The organism is Acidihalobacter prosperus (assembly GCF_000754095.2).
Classification (GTDB): domain Bacteria; phylum Pseudomonadota; class Gammaproteobacteria; order DSM-5130; family Acidihalobacteraceae; genus Acidihalobacter; species Acidihalobacter prosperus.
In genome coordinates, this window is the sequence record NZ_JQSG02000002.1 from 190101 (window position 1) to 213509 (window position 23409).

General features: G+C 64.3%; 21 protein-coding genes and 2 pseudogenes. 12 read left to right on the top strand and 11 right to left on the bottom strand.

Features of this window, described 5'->3' with window-relative positions; all coding sequences use genetic code 11:
- Positions 1–63: 63 nt before the first annotated feature.
- Entirely contained in the window at positions 64–1347 is a 1284-nt protein-coding gene (locus THPRO_RS04860; protein WP_145930697.1) for an HlyC/CorC family transporter, read from the top strand.
- Between the two features lie 4 nt (positions 1348–1351).
- Positions 1352–2710: a DNA repair protein RadA gene (radA, locus tag THPRO_RS04865; protein ID WP_038089571.1), complete on the top strand. Its 1359-nt coding sequence runs from the start codon at positions 1352–1354 to the stop codon at positions 2708–2710.
- Between the two features lie 16 nt (positions 2711–2726).
- On the opposite strand, the gene THPRO_RS04870 is transcribed toward radA, so the two are convergent.
- From THPRO_RS04870 to THPRO_RS04880, 3 genes are all read right to left on the bottom strand, one after another.
- On the bottom strand, positions 2727–3311 hold the full coding sequence (locus tag THPRO_RS04870) for a DUF3501 family protein (protein ID WP_201786939.1): 585 nt from the start codon (positions 3309–3311) through the stop codon (positions 2727–2729).
- Between the two features lie 145 nt (positions 3312–3456).
- Positions 3457–4803: a heterodisulfide reductase-related iron-sulfur binding cluster gene (locus THPRO_RS04875; protein ID WP_038089565.1), complete on the bottom strand. Its 1347-nt coding sequence runs from the start codon at positions 4801–4803 to the stop codon at positions 3457–3459.
- 94 nt (positions 4804–4897) lie between these two features.
- The gene (locus THPRO_RS04880) at positions 4898–5314 is read right to left on the bottom strand and encodes a rubrerythrin family protein (RefSeq protein WP_038089562.1); all 417 of its coding nucleotides are present in this window, start codon (positions 5312–5314) and stop codon (positions 4898–4900) included.
- A 195-nt stretch (positions 5315–5509) separates the two neighbouring features.
- On the opposite strand from THPRO_RS04880, the gene THPRO_RS04885 reads away from it, so the two are divergent.
- From THPRO_RS04885 to folE2, 5 genes are read left to right on the top strand one after another with little or no spacing between them, the layout of a single operon-like run.
- Positions 5510–5761, top strand: a complete 252-nt coding sequence (locus THPRO_RS04885; protein WP_038089558.1) for an exodeoxyribonuclease VII small subunit — start codon at positions 5510–5512, stop codon at positions 5759–5761.
- A complete protein-coding gene (gene ispA, locus THPRO_RS04890) occupies positions 5748–6647 on the top strand; it encodes a (2E,6E)-farnesyl diphosphate synthase (RefSeq protein WP_038089552.1) in 900 nt (299 codons plus the stop codon). Before THPRO_RS04885 ends, ispA begins: the two co-directional genes overlap by 14 nt.
- A 49-nt stretch (positions 6648–6696) precedes the next feature.
- On the top strand, positions 6697–8589 hold the full coding sequence (gene dxs, locus THPRO_RS04895) for a 1-deoxy-D-xylulose-5-phosphate synthase (protein ID WP_038089547.1): 1893 nt from the start codon (positions 6697–6699) through the stop codon (positions 8587–8589).
- Positions 8590–8617: 28 nt separating this feature from the next.
- Entirely contained in the window at positions 8618–9001 is a 384-nt protein-coding gene (gene queD, locus THPRO_RS04900; protein WP_038089543.1) for a 6-carboxytetrahydropterin synthase QueD, read from the top strand.
- Positions 9002–9006: 5 nt separating this feature from the next.
- Positions 9007–9822 carry a GTP cyclohydrolase FolE2 gene (gene folE2 / locus THPRO_RS04905; RefSeq protein WP_407922442.1) on the top strand — a complete coding sequence of 272 codons (816 nt, stop codon included), beginning with the start codon at positions 9007–9009 and terminating at the stop codon, positions 9820–9822.
- Between the two features lie 67 nt (positions 9823–9889).
- Here the strand turns inward: folE2 and bamC are convergent, their stop codons facing one another.
- Together bamC and dapA are read right to left on the bottom strand one after the other, a co-directional pair.
- Positions 9890–11572: an outer membrane protein assembly factor BamC gene (gene bamC, locus THPRO_RS04910; RefSeq protein ID WP_065089298.1), complete on the bottom strand. Its 1683-nt coding sequence runs from the start codon at positions 11570–11572 to the stop codon at positions 9890–9892.
- Entirely contained in the window at positions 11565–12464 is a 900-nt protein-coding gene (dapA, locus tag THPRO_RS04915) for a 4-hydroxy-tetrahydrodipicolinate synthase (protein WP_038089531.1), read from the bottom strand. Before dapA ends, bamC begins: the two co-directional genes overlap by 8 nt.
- A 172-nt stretch (positions 12465–12636) precedes the next feature.
- On the opposite strand from dapA, the gene THPRO_RS04920 reads away from it, so the two are divergent.
- The 4 genes and pseudogenes from THPRO_RS04920 to THPRO_RS17480 form a co-directional block, all read left to right on the top strand.
- Positions 12637–13194, top strand: a complete 558-nt coding sequence (locus THPRO_RS04920; protein WP_038089529.1) for a glycine cleavage system protein R — start codon at positions 12637–12639, stop codon at positions 13192–13194.
- A gap of 34 nt (positions 13195–13228) precedes the next feature.
- Positions 13229–13702 (top strand): peroxiredoxin, encoded by a 474-nt coding sequence (locus THPRO_RS04925; RefSeq protein WP_038089526.1) that lies wholly within the window; start codon positions 13229–13231, stop codon positions 13700–13702.
- Between the two features lie 18 nt (positions 13703–13720).
- Positions 13721–14369, top strand: a pseudogene (locus tag THPRO_RS17475) (PIN domain-containing protein); the annotation flags it as partial.
- A 176-nt stretch (positions 14370–14545) separates the two neighbouring features.
- A pseudogene (locus tag THPRO_RS17480) lies at positions 14546–15127 on the top strand (PhoH family protein); the annotation flags it as partial.
- Positions 15128–15131: 4 nt separating this feature from the next.
- On the opposite strand, the gene THPRO_RS04935 reads toward THPRO_RS17480, so the two are convergent.
- From THPRO_RS04935 to THPRO_RS04950, 4 genes are read right to left on the bottom strand one after another with little or no spacing between them, the layout of a single operon-like run.
- The gene (locus THPRO_RS04935; protein WP_065089300.1) at positions 15132–16211 is read right to left on the bottom strand and encodes an AI-2E family transporter; all 1080 of its coding nucleotides are present in this window, start codon (positions 16209–16211) and stop codon (positions 15132–15134) included.
- Positions 16208–16597 carry a Crp/Fnr family transcriptional regulator gene (locus tag THPRO_RS04940; protein ID WP_407922443.1) on the bottom strand — a complete coding sequence of 130 codons (390 nt, stop codon included), beginning with the start codon at positions 16595–16597 and terminating at the stop codon, positions 16208–16210. The genes THPRO_RS04935 and THPRO_RS04940 overlap by 4 nt, the downstream gene beginning before the upstream one ends.
- 1 nt (position 16598) lies before the next feature.
- On the bottom strand, positions 16599–17336 hold the full coding sequence (locus THPRO_RS04945) for a type 1 glutamine amidotransferase (protein ID WP_038089523.1): 738 nt from the start codon (positions 17334–17336) through the stop codon (positions 16599–16601).
- A gap of 30 nt (positions 17337–17366) precedes the next feature.
- A complete protein-coding gene (locus tag THPRO_RS04950) occupies positions 17367–18287 on the bottom strand; it encodes a LysR family transcriptional regulator (RefSeq protein WP_038089520.1) in 921 nt (306 codons plus the stop codon).
- A 140-nt stretch (positions 18288–18427) separates the two neighbouring features.
- On the opposite strand from THPRO_RS04950, the gene THPRO_RS04955 reads away from it, so the two are divergent.
- Positions 18428–18985 (top strand): hypothetical protein, encoded by a 558-nt coding sequence (locus THPRO_RS04955; protein ID WP_038089515.1) that lies wholly within the window; start codon positions 18428–18430, stop codon positions 18983–18985.
- A 15-nt stretch (positions 18986–19000) separates the two neighbouring features.
- Here the strand turns inward: THPRO_RS04955 and THPRO_RS04960 are convergent, their stop codons facing one another.
- Positions 19001–22270, bottom strand: a complete 3270-nt coding sequence (locus tag THPRO_RS04960; RefSeq protein ID WP_038089510.1) for an efflux RND transporter permease subunit — start codon at positions 22268–22270, stop codon at positions 19001–19003.
- Positions 22267–23379, bottom strand: a complete 1113-nt coding sequence (locus tag THPRO_RS04965; protein WP_038089810.1) for an efflux RND transporter periplasmic adaptor subunit — start codon at positions 23377–23379, stop codon at positions 22267–22269. The genes THPRO_RS04960 and THPRO_RS04965 overlap by 4 nt, the downstream gene beginning before the upstream one ends.
- Between the last annotated feature and the right edge of the window lie 30 nt (positions 23380–23409).

The window sequence follows — 23409 nt, forward strand, 5'->3', positions numbered from 1 at the left end:
GCTTGACAGTCCCGCGCGACGCCCCGTGTAATGGCGACATATCAACACTCTTAATCGATCCGCTTGGACCACTCCGATCTAGGCCTGCTGGGCCTCCTGCTGCTCGCGTTGGTGATGCTCTCCGCCTTTTTCTCCGGCTCGGAGACCGCACTGATGTCGCTCAACCGCTACCGGCTGAGGCACCTCGCCGAAAGCGGGCACCCCGGCGCCATGCGCGCACAAAAGCTGCTTGCCAAGCCGGACCGGCTGATCGGCCTGATCCTGCTCGGCAACAACTTCACCAACATCGTCATCACGCAGCTGGCCACCTATATCGGCTACGCCCTCTTCAACGAGGCTGGCGTGGCCATCGCCACCGGCGTCCTGACGCTGGCATTGCTGATCTTCGCCGAGGTTGCACCGAAAACGCTGGCGGTCCTGCACTCGGAACGCATCGCCTTCCCGGCTGCGTTTCTCTACGTGCCGCTGCTCACCCTGAGCTACCCGCTGGTCTGGCTGGTCAACCTGATGGCCAATTCGATCCTGCGCCTGATCGGCGTTTCGGCCGACGATGCGGATGCCCAGCCGATGAGCCGCGAGGAACTGCGCAGTGTGGTGAATCAGGCCAGCGGCCTGATTCCACGGCGACACCAGAAAATGCTGCTCAGCCTGCTCGATCTCGACAAGGCCACGGTCGAGGACATCATGGTCCCACGTAACGAAGTCATCGGGCTGGACCTGGACGATGACTGGGACAAGATCGTCGACCAGCTCGCGCACACACCGTATACCCGACTACCGGTATTCCGCGGCGACATCGACCGTGTCGCCGGCATCATCCACATCCGCCGCGTGTTTCAGCTCGAACAGCAAGGCTGCCTCGACCGCGACCATCTGCTCGCCAACCTGCGCGAACCCTACTTCATTCCCGAAGGCACCACGCTCAACCAGCAGCTGCTGCGTTTCCAGACCGAGCAGCGCCGCATCGGGCTGGTGGTCGACGAGTACGGCGATATCCAGGGCCTGGTGACGCTCGAAGATCTCCTCGAGGAGGTCGTGGGCGAATTCACCACCGACCCGACCGCCCACAGCCGCGATATCCTGCCCCAAGCCGACGGCAGCTTCATCATCGACGGCGCAACCCACATCCGCGAGATCAACCGCACGCTGGGCTGGCGACTGCCGACGAGAGGGCCGCGCACCCTCAATGGACTGATCCTCGAACATCTGGAAATGATCCCCGAACCTGGCACGACCGTCCTGATCGAAGGCCACCCCATCGAGGTCGTCCAACTCAAGAACAACGCCATACGAACCGCGCGCGCGCGCCCGAAACTGGCGCGCTTCCGCCCCCGCCAGGAACACTGAGACCATGGCCAAGCCCCGCATCGTGTATCAATGCAGCGCCTGCGGCGGGCAGTCGCCCAAATGGGGCGGGCAATGCCCCGACTGCGGCGCATGGAACACCCTGGTGGAGACTCGACAGACGGCTTCGCCCAGCCCATCCGGCCCGCCGCGCCATGTCGGCTATGCCGGCGCGCCCACGGTGCAATCGATGGACGATGTCGAACTGCGCGAAGAGCCGCGCACCTCGACCGGACTCGATGAGCTCGACCGCGTGCTCGGTGGCGGTCTCGTACACGGCTCCGTGGTGCTCATCGGCGGCGACCCCGGCATCGGCAAGTCGACCCTGCTGCTGCAGACCCTCGCCTTGCTGCCCGATCTCCCGTCGCTGTACGTCACCGGCGAGGAGTCCCTGCAGCAGGTAAGTCTGCGCGCACACCGGCTCGGGCTGCCGACCGTCGGCCTGCGCCTGCTCACCGAAACCTGCGTCGAGCGTCTGCTGGACACCGCATCCACCGAACGCCCGCGCGTGCTGGTGGTGGATTCGATCCAGACGCTCTATTCGGAATCGCTGCAGTCGGTGCCGGGCTCGGTCGGACAGATCAGGGAAAGCGCCGCGCAGCTGGTGCGCTACGCCAAACAAACGGACACCGCGGTCTTCATCATCGGACACGTCACCAAGGAAGGCGCGCTGGCCGGCCCCCGGGTGCTCGAACACATGGTCGATACCGTACTGTACTTCGAAGGCGATCCTGGCAGCCGTTACCGCGTCATGAGGGCGGTCAAGAATCGTTTCGGCGCCGTCAACGAACTCGGCGTGTTCGCCATGACCGAAGCCGGGCTCAAACCGGTTGCCAACCCCTCGGCCATCTTCCTCTCAAGACACCCCGAACCGGTCCCCGGCAGCGTGGTGATGGTGACGCGCGAGGGGACTCGACCCTTGCTGGTCGAGGTGCAGGCGCTGGTCGACGAAAGTCGCCAAGCCAGTCCTCGACGGGTAGCCGTGGGGCTCGAACAAAACCGGCTGGCCATGTTGCTGGCGGTCATGCACCGCCACGGCGGCCTCGCACTGTTCGATCAGGATGTCTTCATCAACGTGGTCGGCGGCGTGCGCGTCAGCGAAACCGCCGCCGACTTGGCCGTGCTGAGTGCGGCGCTGTCGAGTTTCCGCGACCGCCCCCTGGCCAGCGACCTGGTGATCTTCGGCGAGGTCGGACTGGCCGGCGAGATCCGCCCGGTACCCAATGGCGAGGAGCGGCTGCGCGAAGCCGCCAAACACGGCTACGCGCGCGCCATCGTGCCCAAGGCCAACGCACCCCGCCACGAGGTGGCGGGGATGCATGTCCAGGCCGTGCATCGCCTGGCGCAAGCCATCGAACTACTCTGAACAGCAGAGCCGGCCTTCAGGCCAGGTCCGCCGCCAGCGAACGCGCCGTGTCCTCCGGCAGCGGATCGCACACGAACTCGAAGCCGGCATAATCGATCCCCGCAGCGAGGGCCGCCCCGCTCTTGGCGGCGACGACCATCTCCGGAGCGAGCTCGAAACGCATGAAGTGCACGGAAGAGGTCTTTTCCTCGGTCTCGCGCTCCAAATCCTCGTCTGCGACGGCATAAACCTTGGCGTGCCCCTGAACACGAACCCACACCTTGTCCTCGACGTTGATCAGGCGCTTGAGCGCCTCGTCGCGCTCGAACTCGTCGGCATATTCGATCATGAAGGTGGCCTTCCAGTTACTGCCGTCGGGGATCAGCGGATTGTACGCCTCCAGTTCCTCCTCGATACCGGCGGCCTCGAAGATACGCTCCGCGCGCAGTATTTCCTGGATCTGGTACTGCATGGTCAGGCGATCCTCGAAATACAACGCGGCATGCTCGCCCAGCGCGACGCGACGGGGGCGCTTGTGCTGCATTACCCGGGCGCGAAACTCGGGGCGCACTTCGGCATAGCGCTCGAGCGTGTAAAGGTCGGAACGGTTCAATTTTTCCATGGCAGGGTCTCCTTGCAAACGGTGAACAGCGCCTTACGGCCCGCAAGACGCCAGGCAATACCATGCCGTCGCCCGTGTTGCACACGGGCCGGGTCGTGACGTGAACGGCCGGCCCGGCTGTCGCGGACCGGCGGGAAACTAGCGGCTACAAACCATAGGCCAGCCGCAGCAGCGTCAACGGATGCTCCGGCGGACGCTCGTCGTCGAGGCCGTTTTCGATCTGGTGGCCCGCCATCGGGCAATCGCTCGAATAGTGGGCGGCTTCGGCTTTCTGTACCCGGCTGACAACCGGGCGGCAGATCTTCATCGAAATCTCGTGAAACTCGCTCTTGACCGCATACGTGCCGTCATGACCCGAGCAGCGCTCGATCAGATCGATCTGCGTGTCCGGTACCATTTCAAGCAGCTCGCGCGTCTTCATGCCGATGTTCTGCACGCGCAGATGGCAGGCGGCATGGTAGGCAATCTTGCCCAGCGAGGTCTTGAAGTCGGTATTCAGCTTGCCGTCGCGATGACGCAGCATGAGGTACTCGAACGGATCGAAGATATGATCGCGCACCTTGGCGACCTCGGGATCGTTCGGGAACATCAGCGGCAGCTCCTGTTTGAACATGAGCACGCAGGACGGAATCGGCGCGACGATATCCCAGCCGGCGTCGATCATCCGCGCCAGCACCGGAATATTGGCTTCCTTGGCACGTTCAACGGCCTCGAGATCGCCCAGCTCGAGCTTGGGCATGCCGCAGCACTGCTCCTTTTCGGCCAGCGTCAACTCGATGCCGTTATGCGCGAAGACCTTGTAAAGGTCCTCGGCCAGATGGGGTTCGTTGTAGTTGCCGTAGCAGGTGGCGAACAGGGCAACGCGTCCCGTGGTGCGGCCAGCGGGTTCTGCCCGTACAACCTGATTGGTGAAGGACTCGACACGCTTGCGCCCAGTCTTGCTGTGATATTCGGGCAGCGCGGCGTGAGGGTGGATGCCCATCGACTTGTCCAGCATCTGCCGGAACGCCGGATTGCGGTTGGCGCTGTTGACCATGTCGGCGACCACCGGGATGCCGGCCAGTTTGCCGACCGCATCGGTCGAGCTGATCAGCTTGTCGCGCGGCTTGACCTTGCCTTCACGGTACTTCACGGCCTTTGCGCGCAACATGAGGTGAGGGAAATCCACGTTCCACTCGTGCGGCGGCACGTAGGGGCACTTGGTCATGTAGCAGAGGTCGCACAGGTAGCAATGGTCGACGACCTGCCAATAGTCGGCCTTGTCGACACCGTCGACCTCCATGGTCGACGATTCGTCCACCAGATCGAACAGGGTGGGGAAGGAGTGGCAGAGGCTGACGCAGCGCCGGCAGCCATGGCAGATATCAAAGACACGCTCCAGCTCGCCGAAAAGCGCCTCCTGATCGTAGAAGGACGGCGACTGCCAATCCACAGGATGACGGGTCGGCGCCTCCAGACTGCCTTCCTTACGCCCTTCCGCTGGTGTCGACATCGATGATCTCCTCAAAAAGCTTTGGTTCCGCCACGCGACCTCGAGCGTGGCCCCGACAGAATCGGGGTCGCCGCAGCCGGCGACCCCGCAGGTATCACGCCATTTCGTCCAGCGCCTTCTGGAAACGGTTGGCGTGCGAACGCTCGGCCTTGGCCAGCGTCTCGAACCAGTCGGCGATTTCGTCGAAGCCTTCTTCGCGCGCCGTCTTGCCCATGCCCGGGTACATGTCGGTGTACTCGTGGGTCTCACCGGCGATCGCGGTCTTCAGGTTCAGGTCCGTGGAGCCGAACGGGAGGCCGGTGGCGGGATCGCCGCACTGCTCGAGGTATTCAAGGTGACCGTGCGCATGGCCGGTTTCGCCCTCGGCGGTCGAACGGAAAACGGCGGCCACGTCGTTCTGACCCTCCACATCCGCCTTGGCGGCGAAGTACAGGTAACGGCGATTGGCCATCGATTCGCCCGCGAAGGCGTCCTTGAGGCTCTGCTCGGTCTTGCTGCCTTTCAGTTCCATATGCATCAACCTCCAGTTAGGATTGACTAAGGGCTCACGTACCGGAGGGACCCTCCGGTGGACGCACGAGAAACTTAGACTAAGTCTAAAATAGAGTCAAGCCCACCGTCTTCGATTATGAACCCGATTGCCCTCTTCCGCGCACTGGAGTAGTTTAGCCCGTTTGATTTGGCGCACGTAAAACCACCCGTCACGATGAGCCCCAAGACCAAGAAGATCGATTTCGAAAAAACCCTTGCCGAATTGGAGGCGGTGGTTTCGCGGATGGAGCACGGCGAACTGTCGCTGGAAGAGTCGCTCAAGGAATTTGAACGCGGCATCACGCTGACGCGCGCCTGTCAGCAGGCACTCGCTGACGCTGAACAGCGCGTCGCACAGCTGACCGCGGACGGCCAGGAAACCGCGCTGGCCCCGTTGAGCGAGGACGCGAACGATGCCGGTCGATGAGGGACTACTGATCGAGCAGTGGCGCGCGCGCGCCGAAACGGCGCTGGCACGCTGGCTACCCTCCGCAGCCACCCTGCCGGACCGGTTGCACGAGGCCATGCGCTACTCGACGTTGGGTGGCGGCAAGCGAATACGTCCGCTCCTGGTATATGCGGCAGGACATGCCCTGGATGTTGCCGCCGAGCAGCTGGACGGGGCTGCCGCCGCGGTCGAACTCATCCATGTCTACTCACTGATCCACGACGATCTGCCCGCCATGGACGATGACGAACTGCGGCGCGGCAAGCCGACCTGCCATCGAGCATTCGACGAAGCTACAGCAATTCTCGCGGGCGACGCGATGCAGGCCCTGGCCTTCCATATCATTGCCGCCGACCCCACTCTGGCCGGTAGCGCGGATGCGCGCCTGCGCATGATCGATACGCTCGCACAGGCCGCAGGCTCGCGCGGCATGGCCGGCGGCCAGGCCATCGATCTCGATGCCGTCGGCCGCGAGCTCAGCCTCGCCGAGCTTGAGAACATGCACATCCACAAGACCGGCGCACTGATCCGGGCCAGCGTACGCATGGGTGCCTTGGGTGCAGGCGACGCGGCCGCGCCGGAAGCGATCGAGCGACTCGACCACTACGCGAAGTGCATCGGACTGGCTTTCCAGATTCGCGACGACATCCTGGATGTGGAAGGCGAAACCGAGACGCTAGGCAAGACCCGCGGCGCCGACCTCGCACGCGGCAAACCGACCTTTCCCAGTCTGCTGGGCCTGTCAGAAGCGAAGGAACGCGCACATGGACTGTACCAGGATGCGCTCGATGCCCTTGCACCATTGCCCGCCTCCGCCGAGCCGTTGCGCTGGATCGCCGGATTCATCGTCAATCGTATCCACTAGCCCCGTCTTGGGTGCAAACTAGGCCCTACGGACCCGCCCGAACGCTCACATGCCCCACACCCTACTCGATCGCATCGCCTCTCCCGCCGACCTCCGGGCACTCGATCCCGGGCAACTCGATCGGCTGGCCGCGGAACTACGCGATTTCCTTCTGCACAGCATTTCGAGCACCGGCGGGCACCTGGCGGCCAACCTCGGTACGGTAGAACTGACCATCGCCTTGCACCGGGTATTCAACACACCCGATGATCGCCTGGTATGGGACGTCGGACATCAGGCCTATGCGCACAAGATACTTACCGGGCGTCGCGAAGCAATGCCGAGCCTGCGCCGGCGCGGCGGACTCGCCGGCTTTCCGCGCCGCAGCGAAAGCGCATACGACACCTTCGGCACCGGCCATTCCAGCACATCGATCAGCGCCGCGCTCGGCATGGCGCTCGCCGCGCAGCGTCAGCAGTCCGAACGCAAAGCGGTCGCCATCATCGGCGACGGCGCCCTCACGGCCGGCATGGCCTACGAGGCGCTCAATCATGCCGGAGGTCTCGGCGCGGATATCCTGGTCGTCCTCAACGACAATGAGATGTCGATCTCGCCCAATGTCGGCGCCATGTCCAACTATCTCACGCGGCTGCTGTCATCGCCGCTGTATTCGACGCTACGGCAGGGCGGCAAGGAAATCCTCAAGCACCTGCCGCCGGTCTGGGAGATGGCGCAGCGCACGCGCGAGCACCTGCGCGGCATGATCATGCCAGGCACGCTGTTCGAAGAAATGGGCTTCCGCTATTTCGGGCCGGTCGACGGGCACGACCTCGGCGCCATGGTCAAGACGCTGGAGAATCTGCGTCAGATCAGGGGACCGCGGCTGCTGCACGTGGTCACCCGCAAGGGCCAGGGTTATCGGCCTGCCGAGGAAGACCCAGTGAGCTACCATGGCGTTGGCCGGTTCAACCCCGACGAAGGCCTGCGCAAACCCGTTGCCGCCAAAACCACGCCCAGCTACACACAGGTCTTCGGTCAATGGCTGTGCGACATGGCCGCGCAGGACGAGCGCCTCGTGGCGATCACACCAGCCATGCGCGAGGGCTCCGGCCTGGTCGCCTTTTCGGAACGCTATCCCGAGCGCTATTACGACGTCGCCATCGCCGAGCAGCACGCCCTTACCCTTGCCGCCGGCATGGCCTGCGACGGCCTCAAGCCGGTGGTCGCGATCTATTCGACCTTCCTGCAGCGCGGCTACGACCAGTTCATCCACGACATCGCGCTGCAGAACCTGCCGGTACTGTTCGCCATCGACCGCGCCGGCTTCGTCGGCCCTGACGGCCCGACTCATGCGGGCAGCTTCGACCTCAGCTATCTGCGCTGCATCCCCAATCTGCTGATCATGGCGCCGAGCGACGAGAACGAATGTCGGCAGATGCTCTACACCGGTTTCTGCCACGATGGCCCGGCTGCCGTGCGCTATCCGCGCGGACAAGGCCCCGGCGCCGTGATCGAGCCCACACTGACCGCGTTGCCCGTCGGGCGCGGCGAGATCGTGCGCGAGGGTCGCGACGTGGCACTGCTATGCTTCGGCAGCCCGCTGACTGCCGCCAGGGAAGCCGCCGAACGCCTCGACGCGGGCGTCGTCAACATGCGCTTCGTCAAGCCGCTGGATACCCGACTGCTGGACGATCTGGCTCAGCGCTACTCACTGCTGGTCACCGTCGAGGACAACGCGATTGCCGGTGGCGCCGGCAGCGCCGTCAACGAATATCTCGCCACGCAGGACTTGCGCGTTCCCTGCCTCAATCTCGGGCACCAGGACCGCTTTCTGGAGCATGCATCGCGCGAGGAACTGCTCGTCGAAAGCGGATTGGACGCCACCGGCATCGAAGCCCAGGTCAAGACTCGCCTTGGCCGGATGCGGCCCGGCAAGGTTGCCCGTCACGGGGTCATCCGGTAATATCCTAGTGATTTGATCAGGTAAAAGCATGCCCGCCAAATACACGCTTACCGTGTTGACCGATTTCGCCTCCGCGCACACCCTGCGCGACTACCCTGGCGACTGCAGCCGGCTGCATGGGCACAACTGGAAGCTTGAGGCCGAGGTGCAGGCCACCGCGCTCGACAAGGTCGGCATGGCGGTCGACTTCAAGGTCATCAAGCGCGCCGCCCGCGAGATCGCCGGCGAACTCGACCACCGCTATCTGAACGAACTCGAACCCTTCACCCGGCTCAACCCGACGGCGGAACACATCGCGGCCTACCTGTTCGCGCGCCTGGCGGAACGCCTCAATACCGAGTCCGTACGCGTCAGCGCCGTCACCCTGTGGGAGACCGAGCGCGCCTGCGTGCGCTACAGCGAGGAAGCATGAACCACATGAGCCAGCCTCCGGCACGTGACGCCCGGCCCATGCCGGATGTACAGGGCGCTCCCGACGATCGCCGCCTCCGCATCGATCAGGTTGGCATCCGCGGCCTGCGGCATCCCGTACTGATCGACCATGGCGCCAGCGAACCGCCCCAGGCAACGGTCGCCAGCGTGGACATGCTGGTCGACTTGCCAGCCGAGCGCAAGGGCACGCATATGTCACGCTTCGTGGCGTTGCTGAACGAATACACCGGTGCGCTCGACACGGCCGCGTTCGAAGCGCTGCTGCATGAAATGAGCCGACGCCTGGATGCCGACAGCGGCCGGATCGAGATGCGTTTTCCCTACTTCGTGCGCAAGTCGGCGCCGATCTCGGGCGTAGCCAGCCTGATGGATTACGACGTCAGCCTGATCGGCGAGTTGGAGGCCGGCAAAACCACCGTGACCCTGCGGGTCGTGGTGCCGGTCACCAGCCTGTGCCCGTGTTCGCGCGACATCTCGGAATACGGCGCGCACAACCAGCGCTCGCACATCACCCTGACCGCGCGCCTGGCCGGCTCGCTTTCGATACGCACATTGATCACCATCGCGGAAGAAGAGGCCTCCTGCGAACTGTTCGGACTGCTCAAGCGTCCGGACGAGAAATTCGTCACCGAACGCGCCTACGACAACCCGAAGTTCGTCGAGGACGCCGTGCGCGACGTGGCAGCCCGCCTTGACGCCGAACCCGCCATCGCCGCCTATACCGCTGAATGCGAGAATTTCGAGTCGATCCACAATCACTCGGCCTATGCGCGCATCAGCCGCGACAAGACAACGCGCTGAGCCACACCACGGGCGCACTAACCAGGTCGCCCTCCGCCGCGGTCGCGCTGCCGACGCGTGGCCGCTCTCAGCCGAGCTTGGGTTCGATCGCCTTGAGTACGCCGCGCGCGCCGTGCGCGGGCATTGGCAGACCCATGGGATTCTGCGCGTGCACCCAGATATCGTGCTTGTCGACCTGCTGCACATAGATTCGGAAGCGCACACCCTTGATCAGCACCGGCCCGCCATCGAACAGATTACTCACGAAATTGCCGCCGCCACCCTGGCTCTTGCCGTTGTAGACGACCTCGTAGGTACCTTTGGCAGAATCCTTCGATTCGATCACGAAATCGCTGTGCAGCAGCGCCAGCCCGACCTGGGGCCAGACCAGGCCATAGGGCGCATGGGTTTCGAGTACCGGCTCGCCGCTCTCGCTGGCGAGCCGGTAGGTGGCGCGCTTGCCGCCTGCGCTGGCCTCCGCCTGCTGCAGTGCCTGCTGCGCCTCGGCCGTTTCGGCCCGCTGTTTGGCGCTTACCGCCTCCGCAGCGGCCGCGCGCCGATGCGGACCCACCATACCGCCGCGGATGAGCTCGAGAATACCCTGCGCCCCATCGGTTTCGACCGGCAGCATCATCGGATTGTCCACCTCGACCTGAACGCCCTTGTCGTGGTGACGCACCGCGATGATGAATTTGTTACCCATGCTCATGACCGCATCGGCGCCCAGCAGATTGCCTAGCGCACTGCCATGATCCTGGCCCTGATAGGTGACATGGTATAGCCCTTTGGCCTCGTCGGCCTGGGTGATCTTGAAGTCGGCACGGCCAAGCGCGGTGCCAATCTGCGGCCAGGCGGTCGCGTAAGGCAAGGCGCTGCGCATCACTGGTTGCTGGTTGACGTTCATGATGCGGTAATCGAACGGCTGCGTATGCGACACCGTGGTGGCGCCAGCCGTCTTCGCCATGGGGGCCGCCGTAACAGCGGGCATGATGGGCGCCACCGTGGATTCGGGTGCAACCTCGTCCGGCCGCGCGGCCGAGAGCTGCCCGGCCGGAATATGCGCAGCAAGATAGTTCTTCAGGGCCTGCAGAGCGGTGGCCTCCTTGCCCGGATCGGGCTTGGCCCACTGCCAGTGCATCGCGCCCGAGCCGATATTCTCTTCGATGGCCCCCTGATAGCTCAGATACACCAGTGTACCCGCACCGTCCTGGTGGCTGACCAGACGCGCCACGAAACGCTCGCGCTTGCCAGAGTCATACAGGCTGTTGAACAGCCGCGCGGTCAAGCCCTTGGGCAGTCCGGCCCTGTCGCCCTTCCAGTCCGTGCGGATCACGCCGGTCTTGGCATCGGCCTCCTCCAGCTTGAAACCCTGCGCCTTGAAATAGGCCACGACATGTGGCCAGACCACCCCAGGAGCTGCCTGCACGCTCAGCCACTGATGGCCGCCCTGACTGACAAGGCGAATCCCCGGTGTGGCGGGCAGCACGCCGGCCTGCGGCACGGCAGCCACGGACGGCGCCGACGCAGTGGGCGAAGTGGCTGGAGCGGCGGCCGTCGGCGCCGCCGTGGATTGTTCGGGGCCGAGACCCTGACCGGACGGCACCGAATAGGTCGATGACGTCTTCGGCGCGGACAGGTCCGGGGGCACCGCAAGGTCGCGAGTCGCCTGATTTTCCGGATAGGAGGGTCCCGGATGCGCGCCCAGCCACGAACAACCGCCCAGAGACAGGGCGAGCAGAGGGATCGAGGCCGTATGCAGAACCTTAGACATGGGCAATTTCTCCCGCCAGCGGGATGCCGGCCTGTTTGAGTGCGGCGCGAACGGCCTCATGGTACTGCTCGGACAACGCGGTCAACGGCAGGCGAATACCCTCCTGAATCAGCCCCATTGCGAACAAGGCCCATTTGACCGGAATCGGGTTGGACTCGAGGAACAGCGCCCGGTGCAGCGCCTCCAGCGGTGCGTTCACGGCTGCCGCCGTAACCTCGTCGCCACGGCAGGCGGCCATGCTCATCTCGTGCATCGCGCGCGGCGCGACATTGGCGGTAACCGAGATAACGCCTCGCCCGCCGGCCAGCATCAAACCCATGGCGGTGGCGTCGTCGCCTCCATAGACGCTCATGCGGTCACCGCAGCGATGGATGATTTCACGCGCGCGATCGAGGCTGCCGGTGGCTTCCTTGATGCCCACGATATTGGAAATGTCCGCCAGCCTCACCACCGTGTCTGGCAGCATGTCGACCGCGGTACGGCCCGGCACGTTGTACAGGATCTGCGGCATCGGCACGGCCTCTGCAACCGCCCGATAATGGCGGTACAGGCCTTCCTGCGTGGGCTTGTTGTAGTACGGCGTCACCAGCAGGCTGGCGTCTGCGCCGCCATTCAGTGCGCAACGCGTCAGCTCGATGGCTTCGGACGTGGAATTCGCGCCGGTGCCGGCGATCACCGGGATCCGACCGGCAACGAGCTTGACGACCCGGGCGATCACCTCGCAGTGCTCGTCCATGTCCAAGGTAGCCGACTCGCCCGTGGTCCCGACCGCGACGATCGCGTCGGTACCTTCGGAGATATGGAATTCGATCAGACGCGCAAGGGCTTCGTCATCGATGGATCCATCCATCGTCATGGGCGTGACGAGCGCCACCATGCTGCCGTGAAACATGCCTCACCCCTGCCAGGGAACAAACGGCCATAGTACTTTCGCCTGCGTGGGGTGACAAGCGCGCGACCCGGCGCGCCGGCGCGTTTCGTGCGCCGATCGGAACTGTTAATCTTGACGGCTCGAAAGGCGCCGAGGGTGCCGATTTCGACCGCCCACTTCATACGAGGCCAGCATGAGGCCCCAGCGCGCTGAGGAAACATTGAACACACACTTGGTAATCTCGGCCATCGGCGAAGATCGCCCTGGCATCGTCGAGGCGGTGGCAGGCGCGATCCACGATGCGGGCTGCAATCTGGAAGACAGCCGCATGACCGTGCTCGGCGGGACGTTCGCCATGGTGCTGCTGGCCAGCGGCAACTGGAATACCACCACCAAGCTTGAAAAAGCACTCGACCGCCTGGGTCAGGCCGCCGGCCTGACCATCACGACCCAGCGCACCGAACGCAAGCCGCCGCGCAGCGACTGCCTGCCGTATGCCATAGACGTCATCGCCCTGGACCAGCCCGGCATCGTTCACGAACTTGCAAGCTTCTTCGCCGAACGCGGCGTCAACATACAAAACATGACGACGGCCACCTATGCCGCGCCGCACACCGGTTCGCCGATGTTCTCGCTGCACATGACCATCGAGATCCCGGGGCAAGCCCATCTTGCCGGCCTGCGCGACGAGTTCCTCGACCTGTGCGACAGCTTCAACCTCGACGGCATCATGGAACCGGTCAAGCATTGACCCCCATCCGCTACCCGCCACAGGAAAACCGCCCATGAGCGCAGCCCCCGTCATTGGCCACCCCGTGCCGACCTTCGACGCGCCCTCCACCGCCGGCGACCGTTTCCATGCCGAGACGCTGCACGGCCAACGCGCGCTGGTACTCTACTTCTACCCGCGCGACAGCACGCCGGGCTGCACGCGTGAGGCCGAGGACTTCCGCGACCGCCACCCGGCCTTCCTCGCCGCCGGCGCGGAGATACTCGGCGTCTCGCGCGACAGCCTGGCGTCGCACGAGCGCTTTCGGGCGAAACTGGAACTGCCCTTCCACCTGCTCTCCGACGGCGACAGCACGCTCTGCACCCTGTTCGACGTGATCAAGACCAAAAACATGTATGGTCGCCAGGTACTCGGTATCGAGCGCAGCACCTTCCTGATCGACCGTGAGGGCGTGCTGAGAGCGGAATGGCGCAAGGTCAAGGTGCCCGGCCATGCGGATGCGGTATTCGAGGCACTCAAACAACTCTAGGCTCAGCACGGAGGACACATGGCCCCGGCCCGCCCCAAAAAACGACTCTTCGTACTCGACACCAACGTGCTGATGCACGACCCAAGCGCGCTGTTCCGGTTTCAGGAACACGACATCTATCTGCCCATGGTGGTACTCGAGGAGCTCGACCGGGCCAAAAAGGGCGTGTCTGAGGTCGCACGCAACGTGCGGCAGGTCAGCCGCTTTCTGGATGACATCATGGCCCAGGGCGGCGCCATCGACGAAGGCCTGCGCCTCAATATCGCCCTGACCGAGCACAGCAGCGAATTGGCCGCCAGCGGACGCCTGTTTTTCCAGACGCATACGCTGCCCGCGTCACTGCCGGAAACCCTGCCCGGCAGCAGTCCGGACAACACCATCCTCGCCACCGCGCTGGCGCTGCAGAATGGCGACAGCCATCACAGGGTCACGCTGGTGTCCAAGGACATCAACCTACGCATCAAGGCTAGCGTGGTCGGCGTCCACGCCGAGGACTACCACAACGACCAGGTGCTCGACGACGTCAATCTGCTTTACAGCGGCGTTACCGAACTGCCCGCCGATTTCTGGGAGCACCACAGCAAGGACATGGAGTCGTGGCAGGAGAACGGACGCACCTTCTACCGCGTGCGCGGCCCGCTCACGCAAGGCTGGCAGCCCAACGAATGCCTGAGCCAGCCGGGCGATGCCGGCTTTTCCGCCCTGGTGCGCGAAGTGACGGACGGGCATGCGCTGATCGAGACGGTCACGGACTACGGCTCGCCCCGCCATGGCGTCTGGGGTATCCACGCGCGCAATCCGGAACAGAATTTCGCGCTCAACCTGCTGCTCGACCCCGAGGTCGATTTCGTCACCCTGGTGGGCGCCGCCGGCACCGGCAAGACGCTGCTCACGCTCGCCGCCGGCCTTGTCCAGACCCTCGAGGAGAACCGCTACAAGGAAATCATCATGACCCGCGTCACCGTGCCCGTGGGTGAGGATATCGGTTTTTTGCCAGGCACCGAAGAAGAGAAGATGACGCCCTGGATGGGCGCGCTGATGGACAACCTGGAGGTGCTCAACAAAACCGAGGCCGGCGGCGACTGGGGCCGCGAGGCCACCAACGACCTGCTGCGCAACCGCATCAAGATCCGCTCACTGAACTTCATGCGCGGCCGCACCTTCCTCAACCGCTACATCATCATCGACGAGGCGCAGAATCTTACCTCGAAACAGATGAAGACCCTGATCACCCGCGCCGGGCCGGGCACCAAGGTGATCTGTCTCGGCAACGTCGCGCAGATCGACACGCCCTATCTGACCGAAACGACCTCGGGCCTGACCTATGTGGTCGATCGCTTCAAGGGCTGGCCCCACAGCGGCCACATCATCCTCAGGCGCGGCGAACGTTCGCGCCTCGCCGATTACGCCTCGGACGTGCTCTGAATCCTCAGGCCGGCGGCAACTCGCCGTCGGCCCGCCGGATCGCACCCACCCAAGCGTGCAGCACCGCCTGCACCAGAGTCGCCAGCGGAATCGCGAAAAACACGCCCCAGACACCCCACAAACCGCCGAACAGCAGCACCGCGGCAATGATCGCCACCGGGTGCAGGTTCACCATTTCGGAGAACAGCAGCGGCACTAGCAGGTTGCCGTCGATGAACTGGATCACCGCATAGGCGCCGACCGCGTAGAAGAAATCGCCGCTCAGGCCCCACTGGGCATAGGCCACGAACACCACCGGCAAGGTCACAACGGCCGCGCCCACGTAAGGGATGATGACCGACAGCCCCACCAGCACCGCCAGCAGCAGCGCGTAATGCATCTCCAGCAGCGCGAAGGCGATGTAGGTCGACAGCCAGACCACCACGATCTCGACCAGCTTGCCGCGCACGTAGCCCACGATCTTGAGATTGACCTCCTGCCAGACCTCAGCGGCCAGTGCCTGCTGTCGGGGCAGCACGCCGCGCGCCCATTCGAGCAGCAGCACCTTGTCCTTGAGCATGAAGAACACCAGCAGCGGCACCAGGATGAGGTAGACGCTGAGCGTGATCAGGCCGATCACGGAAGCCAGCGACAGGCTCAGCGCGCGCTGGGCCAGGCTGCCGATGGCATGCTGCAGTTCGCCCATGATCGCCTGGATTTGGGCATCGGATATGAAATGCGGGTAACGCTGCGGCAACGCCTGCAAGGCTTCCTTGCCCTGCGCCACCATGTGCGGCAGCTCGCGCAGGAATTCGGCCACCTGGCGCGAGAGCAGCGGCACGAGCCCCACCATGACCAGCGCCACCACGGCCATGAACGCCAGAAACACCAGCCATACCGCCGGCGATCGCGGCATGCCCATGCGCACCAGACGCAGCACGCCGCCCTCGAGCACGAAGGCGATGACCAAGGCCGCAATGAGCGGTGCCATCAGCCGCCCCGTGAACAACACCACTGCGGCACCCGACACGATCAGCAGGATCAGGCTGATCACCTGCGGATCGGAGAAATAGCGCTGGAACCATGCGCGCAACAGGGCGATCATTCAGGCGCGTCTTCGCTCGAGACCTGCCGATACTGTAGATAGTGAGTCTCGAACAGCACTTCGAGCTCGTCGATCACCTCCACGGCATCGCGCCCTTGCATGACGTGCTGCGCCATCAGCGCCGAGGTCTGATTGAGCATCTTGGCCTTGTCGAGCATCGGGTAGGTGGCCGCCAACCGGCGTACCGCCTTGACCACCGACTCCTTCTCCGGACGCGGGTGCGGCACGGGTGCCGCCGCGACAGGCTCAGGTTTGGGCGCGCGCTCGGCAAGAAATTCGGCAAAGGCGATCAGGGTACGCCGATCCGCCTCCGGCAGGGCGTCGAACAACGCCTGCAGACGCTTGCCCGCGCCGCCACGCTTAGCGCTGGTTTTGATCGGCAACACGCTATTCGACCTTAAGGCTGAACACCGGCGTCTTGTGGCGGGCCTGCATCAGTCCCAGTGCCTTGACCAGGGCTACGACCACGGCATCCGTGGTTTCCTGCATGCCATGCCATTCCATACGCGCCTCGCCCAGCAGCTCGGGCAGGTTGGGCGGAGGGTTGTGACCATCCTCCATCAGGATGTCCTCGATCATGCCTGGCTTCATTTCAGGGCGGAAAAGCAGCCCGTAGGTCAGAGGATCGGGCCGAATGGCCAGCCAGCGCCCCTCGTCGTCGACCAACAGGGGCTCGATGCCGTCGGGCAGGTCGACGCCGCCGTGATGGAGTACCAGCAGCCGGCGGCCGTGCATCGCTTCGGCAAGCACATCGCCTTCCCCGGCTGCGGTCTTGTGCGCGGTTACGAAACCTGCGGTATAGGGCGGATCTTCGCGACCGAACCCGCCCGCAGCTTCGGCCACCAGCAGGCCGCCCAGCCCGAATCCGGTGACGGGTCGGCGCGCCTTCTGGAACAGGTGGATCAGATTGATCACATCGTTGCGATAGGGCAATGCCTCATCATCCAAGGTGGACGAGGCGCCACCCAGCACGAAAAGACCATCGAACTGACCGACGCTGGGCGGCAGCCCCTGCCCCAGGAAAGGGCGATAGTAGTCGAAACCGATGTCGCGCTTTTCCAACTGCTTTTCGATCAGCCCGAGAAATTCGGAATAGGTGTTCTGCACGACCACGTAGTTCTGCATGTGGCGACTCCTGCGTGGGGCAATGTTGGATTACGGCTGCGAGTGCCCGTCGTGCGCATGCGTCTCGCAGTAATCGCGGGCGAAGTTGAGCAACTCCTCCATGGCGCGCAGACGGAATTTCTGGCGCTGGCGTACGAACGAAAATGGCCGACGCAACGGCGGGTCCAGCGGCAACGCGACCAGGCGGCCGAGAGCGATCTCCTTGTCCAGGCTGGTGCGCGACAGGATACTCACGCCCATGCCGGCCTCCACCGCCCCCTTGATGGATTCCGAACTGCCCAACTCCAGACACTCGTTGAGACTATTGCGGTCGAGTCCCTGTTCGTCAAGGTATTCCATGATGACCTCGCGCGTCCCCGACCCCTCCTCTCGACAGATAAAGGGGTGGCTGAAGAAGGCCTTGGCGGTGAGGGCCTTCTCGCCGGCCAGCGGGTGGCTCGGCGGCAGCACGGCGACCAGCTCGTCCTCGCGGCACATCTCCACGACCAGATTCTTGTTCGCAACCGGCGCCTCGACCACGCCCAGATCGATGATGTTGTTCTCGACCATGGACACAATGCCTTCGGTATTGGAGACGCGCAGGCGAAGATTGACGTCCGGGTGCTCGGCCTTGAAGGTCCCGAGCAGTGCGGGCAACATGTATTCGGCGATGGTCGTTGAAGCCCCCACCGTCAACGCACCGCTGATGTCGCCGGTCAGTTCCTTGATCGCATTGTCGAGCTCTGCGTAGAGTTCGAAAATGCGCTCGCTGAATTGGTAGGCGATCTGCCCGGCCTCGGTTAGGCTCACCCGGTTGTGGGTGCGATCGAAAAGCCGCGTGTTGAAATGGTCCTCAAGCTGGCGGATCTGAAAAGTCACCGCCGGTTGGGTCATGTGTAACGTATCTGCCGCCTTGGTAAAACTCAGCAATTTGGCAACGGTATAGAAAACCTGAAGTCTGCGGTCGGCCACGGTATCGGTTTAAATCCTCGTAGGGATCGGCGTGTAGGTTGCTGCATACTAGCAGCCCGCTTGATGCTAGAAAACCGAAAACCCGTCGTATTATCCCCGCTCAGCCCGTAACGCGACAAAAGGTCGCGGAGAGCCGATCTATGCACCCTAGCTGGAAAAAACTCGACCTTGAGGGAGAGGGCCTGCAGACCCTGAACCTGCGCTACAACCAGGCCATGCGACGACCGTCGCGTGCCTACCTGCTGATGGTTCTGTTCCCGCTCGGCTTGCATCGCTGGTACCTGCGGGAACCCGTCGGCGCCGTTGCCTATCCCCTGCTCTGCACACTCGCGGCGTGGCTGGGCATTGTCTTCGGCGCCATCCCGGCTGCGGGCGGCGCCATCGCGATACTCGGCCTGCTCGCCTTCGATGCCTTCTGGATCGGCAGGCGCAGCATTTCCCTTAACAAGGCGCTGCGCATGCGCCAGTTCATGCGTCCCGGCGCCGCACCGCCGCCTGGCTATCGAGGACGCTACGTCGACGAGTCGCTGGAGGATTACCTCAAAATCAAGGAGCGCGAACGGGCCGGTCACCAGCCGGCTGGCTCCGACACGACGGCGCCGGGAACAGTCGCTTCGGCGCCGCCCTCGTTCAACGAACAGGAGGCCATGCTGCAGGAACTCGCCCGCACCAACAAGGGCCGACGGCGTACTCATTGATCGCCGCCTGCCCAATCATGCGGCGCCGGCACGCGCATCCTCACGGCGCTGCCAAAGATAATAGAGCAGCGGGATCACGACCAGGGTCAGCAGCGTGGATGCCAGCGTGCCGAAGATCAGCGATACGGCCAGGCCACCGAACACCGGGTCGCTGACCATCACAGCGGAACCGAAAATGATGGCCAGCGCGGTCAACAGGATCGGCCGGAAGCGGATGGCGCCCGCCTCGATCACCGATTCGGCCAACCCGTAACCGCGGCGGCGGTAGTCGAGTATGAAATCGATCAACAGCAGCGAGTTGCGCACCACGATGCCGGCCAAGGCAATGAAACCGATCATCGAGGTCGCATTGAACGGCATGTGGAACAACCAATGCCCGGGGAAGATGCCTACCAGGGTCAACGGGATCGCGCCCATCACGATCACCGGCAACGCGAAGGACTGGTAGTAGGCCACCAGCAGCAGATAGATGAACACCAGCGCGACGATGAAGGCGGCGCCGAGATCGCGGAACACGTCTAGCGTCAACCGCATATCGCCACCCCAGAGCAGCTGATAGTGGGTCACGTCGTTCGGCTGCGCGTCAACGAAGCCGAGATTCCCCGTGGTTAGATGCACGCCATTGGGCAGCGTTTTGCCGTCGAGCATGCTGTTGAGCGTCAACGTCGCGTACACCGGGCTGGCATTGAGCATGTCGCCCATCACGTAGACCACCGGATGCTGGTCGCGGTCGAGAATCGGCTTGGCGACGCTGGACGGCTCGATACGCACCAGGCTGCCGATCGGCACCGAACGCCCCTGTGCATTGGTGACCTGCAGGTCGCGCACCTGCTGAATCCAGGAACGGTCGGCACGCTTGAGCCGCACGATCAGTGCCACGGGTTCGGGGGCATGCACCTCGCGCAGGGTGCCGACATCGATGCCCGCCACATAGTCGTGGACGAGCTTGGCGACCTGCGCCGGCGCCACGCCCGCCAGCATGGCCTTGCGCGCATCGACATGAATCCGGTATTCAGGCGCCGTGGCCGTGACCGAATCGTCGATATTGATCATGCCATAAACCTTCTCGAAATCCTGCTTCACGAGCGCCGCCGTTTGACGCAGGGTTTCGTAGTTCGGCCCGTACAGTTCCGCCAGCACCTGGGAGCGCACCGGTGGCCCCGGCGGCGTCATGAACAGCTTGATGCGGGTGAGCGGGAAGGCCGCGCGCACCGGCGCCAACGCCTTCCACACCTCCGTGGCCACCACGCTGGTATGCGGACGGTCGTGGCGGCCGACGAGATTGACCACGATCTGCGCGAGATTGCTGCCCTTGCGCAGGGCATCGCCGCGCACCATGCCGGCGAAGCTCAGGGGGCCGGTACGGCCCAGATAGGTCTGGTAATGGGTCACGTAGCGCTCGCGCGCCAGCACTTCGCCCACGGCCTGCGCGACGCGTCCGGTCTCTGCCAGCGCGGTACCGGCGGGCGTGTCGATTTCGACGGTGAAGGTACTGACGTTGCCGTCGGGCAGCATCTGCAGGCTCACGCCAAGCGCACTGATCGGGCCGTTCATGCCCGTGGGGCGGATAAATTGCCAGGCCGGCATCAACAGGGATAACAACAGCAGGCCGATGACGATGGAGAAAAACACCGTGCGCTTGCGTCCGCTCGCGATCAGCGGCCGGATGACGGCGACGTAGCTGCGGTGCAGCCAGTCCTGCTTCGATTCGCCGGCATCCTCGAGATCGGCCTGGCGCGCCAGGGTGGCCATCGCCTTGCCGCGCAGCCAGCGATAGGCCACCCACGGCACCACGATATACGCCAGGATCAGCGAAGCCACCATCGCCACCGGCACGTTGATCGGTATCGGCCGCATGAACGGCCCCATCATGCCACTGACGAAGGCCATCGGCACGAAGGCCAGGATGACCGCAATCGTGGCGATGTTGGTCGGATTACCGATCTCGTTGGTCGCGCGCACCAGCATTCCGCCATAGTCTCGGCAATCGCCGTGATGCAGGTGGCGGTGGATGTTCTCGATCACCACGATGGCCGCATCCACCAGCAGGCCAAGCGACAGGATCAGCGCGAATAGCGATATCCGGTTGATGGTCTGGCCAATCATCCAGCCCACGCCCAGCACCACGAACAGCGTCAGGGGCACCGTCAGGGTGACGATGATCGCCTCCCGCCAGCCGAGGAAGAACAGCAGGATGAAGGACACCACGATGATCGCGATGGCCAGATGCTCCATCAGCGTGTTGACCGCATCGTTGGCGCGGCGCCCGTAGTCGCGGGTCACGCTGACATGCACGCCCTGCGGCAGCATCTCGCGTTCGAGACGATGCAGCTTGGAAAGCACCGCATCGGATACGGTCACCGCATTGGCGCCGGCGCGCTTGCCGATCGCCAGGGTCACCGCCGGCACGGCATCGGCGGCGCCGGCGGCCTCGCTGACGTATTCATCGTGGCTGCGCGCGCCGCGCACGACTCGCGCCACATCCTTGAGATAGACTGGCTTGCCGTGCACCACGCCGACCACGATGTCCCCCAGCTCGTGCACATCGGCGAAGGCCGCATTGACGCGCAGGTCGATCTGCCGGTTGCTGTTGACTAGATGCCCCGCCGGCACCACCGCATTCGAGGCCTTGAGCAGCTTGATCACCTGATCCAGGCTGAGGCCTGCGGCTGCCAGACGACCGGGCTCGATTTCGACATTCACGGCGGGTCGCTCGCCGCCGATCACATGGCTGTCGCCCACGTTCGGCACGCTGCGCAGCTGTTGCAGCACGCGCTCGCCCAACTCGCGCAACGCTACTCCGCCCAAATTTCTGGCGCTGAGCGTGACCGCCAGCACCGGCACGTCATTGATGCCGATGCTCTTGACCAGCGGCTGCATCGTGCCGGGCGGCAAACGGTCCATGTTGCGCATCAGCTGGTTGTAGAGCAGCAGCAGACTGCGCTCCTCGTTCGCCCCCACCTGGAACTGCACGGTCACCACGCCCAGATCGTTGACCGCATTGCCGTAGGTATGCTCCACGCCCTTGAGGCCGGCCATCAGCGCTTCCAGGGGCCGCACCACCTGATTCTGGATCTCTTCCGGGCTGCTGCCGGGACGCATGACCAGAATCGAGGCCGCCGGCACCACGATCTCCGGGTTGTACAGGCGCGGCGTCACCATCACGGCAAGCGTGCCGAACAGCGTGAGCGCCAACATGATCAACGCCGTGATCTTGGAGGCCAGAAAGGCCTGCGCCAGCCGCCCCGCCAGGTTCAGCCGTTCGTCCGGGTGCTGCGCACTCATGATTTGTCTTCCGTCTGCACGCGCACGCCATTATCCAGGCGGCCCTTGGCCGACACCACGATGCGGTCCCCGCTCACCAGTCCCGCCAGCACTTCGACCTTGCCATCAATCGGCGGCCCCAGGCGGACCATGCGAAAATACGCGACGCCTTGCCCGTCAACCACGAATACGCCGTCGATATCGCCACGCCGGTGCACCGCCGACGCCGGCACGACGATGCCGCGATGCACTCCAACCGCAACCCGCACGCGCGCATAGTCGCCGCTCTGGGCGGGACTGCCGGCCGGCAGGGCGATCTTGACCGTATGGGTGTGCGTCATCGGGTCGGAAGCGTCCACCAGGCGTTCCACCGTGCCGCTCACCGACTGCGGCCGCGCGCCCAGTCCGTCCACTTCGACCGTAACGGACTGACCGAGGCGCAGGGCACGGAATGCCTGGTCGCTCATCTGCGCCACGACCTGCAGGTGCGCCGCGCCATCGAGCGTCAGCAGAGGCTGCCCCGGCGTCGCCAGCTGCCCGTTGCTGACCGACTTGGCCACCACCACGCCGGCAAAGGGCGCACGCACCTCGGCATAGTGCAACTGCGCGCGCGCGGACTTGAGTGCGGCGCGCGCCTGCGCGACGTTGCCCTGGGCAACCTGGTAGGCCATGTGAACCTGCTGATAGCGTTGCGCCGGGACCGCCTGCTGCTCAAACAGCGCCTTGTAACGGCGTTCATTCGCGGCAGCGTCCGCCAATGCGGCTTGGGCCTTGTCGAGGCTTGCGCGCGCCTGCGCGATGCCACCCTTGACATCGCTGGGATCGATCGTGAGCAACAGCGCTCCGGCACGAACGGACTGCCCCTCGTGGACGCGCAACCCTTGCACATATCCCATCAATCGGGAAGCCACCTGCACACGATCCGCAGCCGCGACGCTGCCGGGAAAATCGGCATACGCGGGCAGATTGCGCACCGCCACCTTGAGGGTAACCGCCGATACCGCATTCGTTGCGGATGCGCCAGATGAGGTATCCGATGTCGCGGTATTCCGATCGCCGCAACCGGCCAGAGCACCCATCGCGGCGCTGAGCAGGACGGGCAATATCCATTTGCGTGCTTGAATCGCCATGGTCGTCGCTTCCAAGATAGTCTTCGTGAG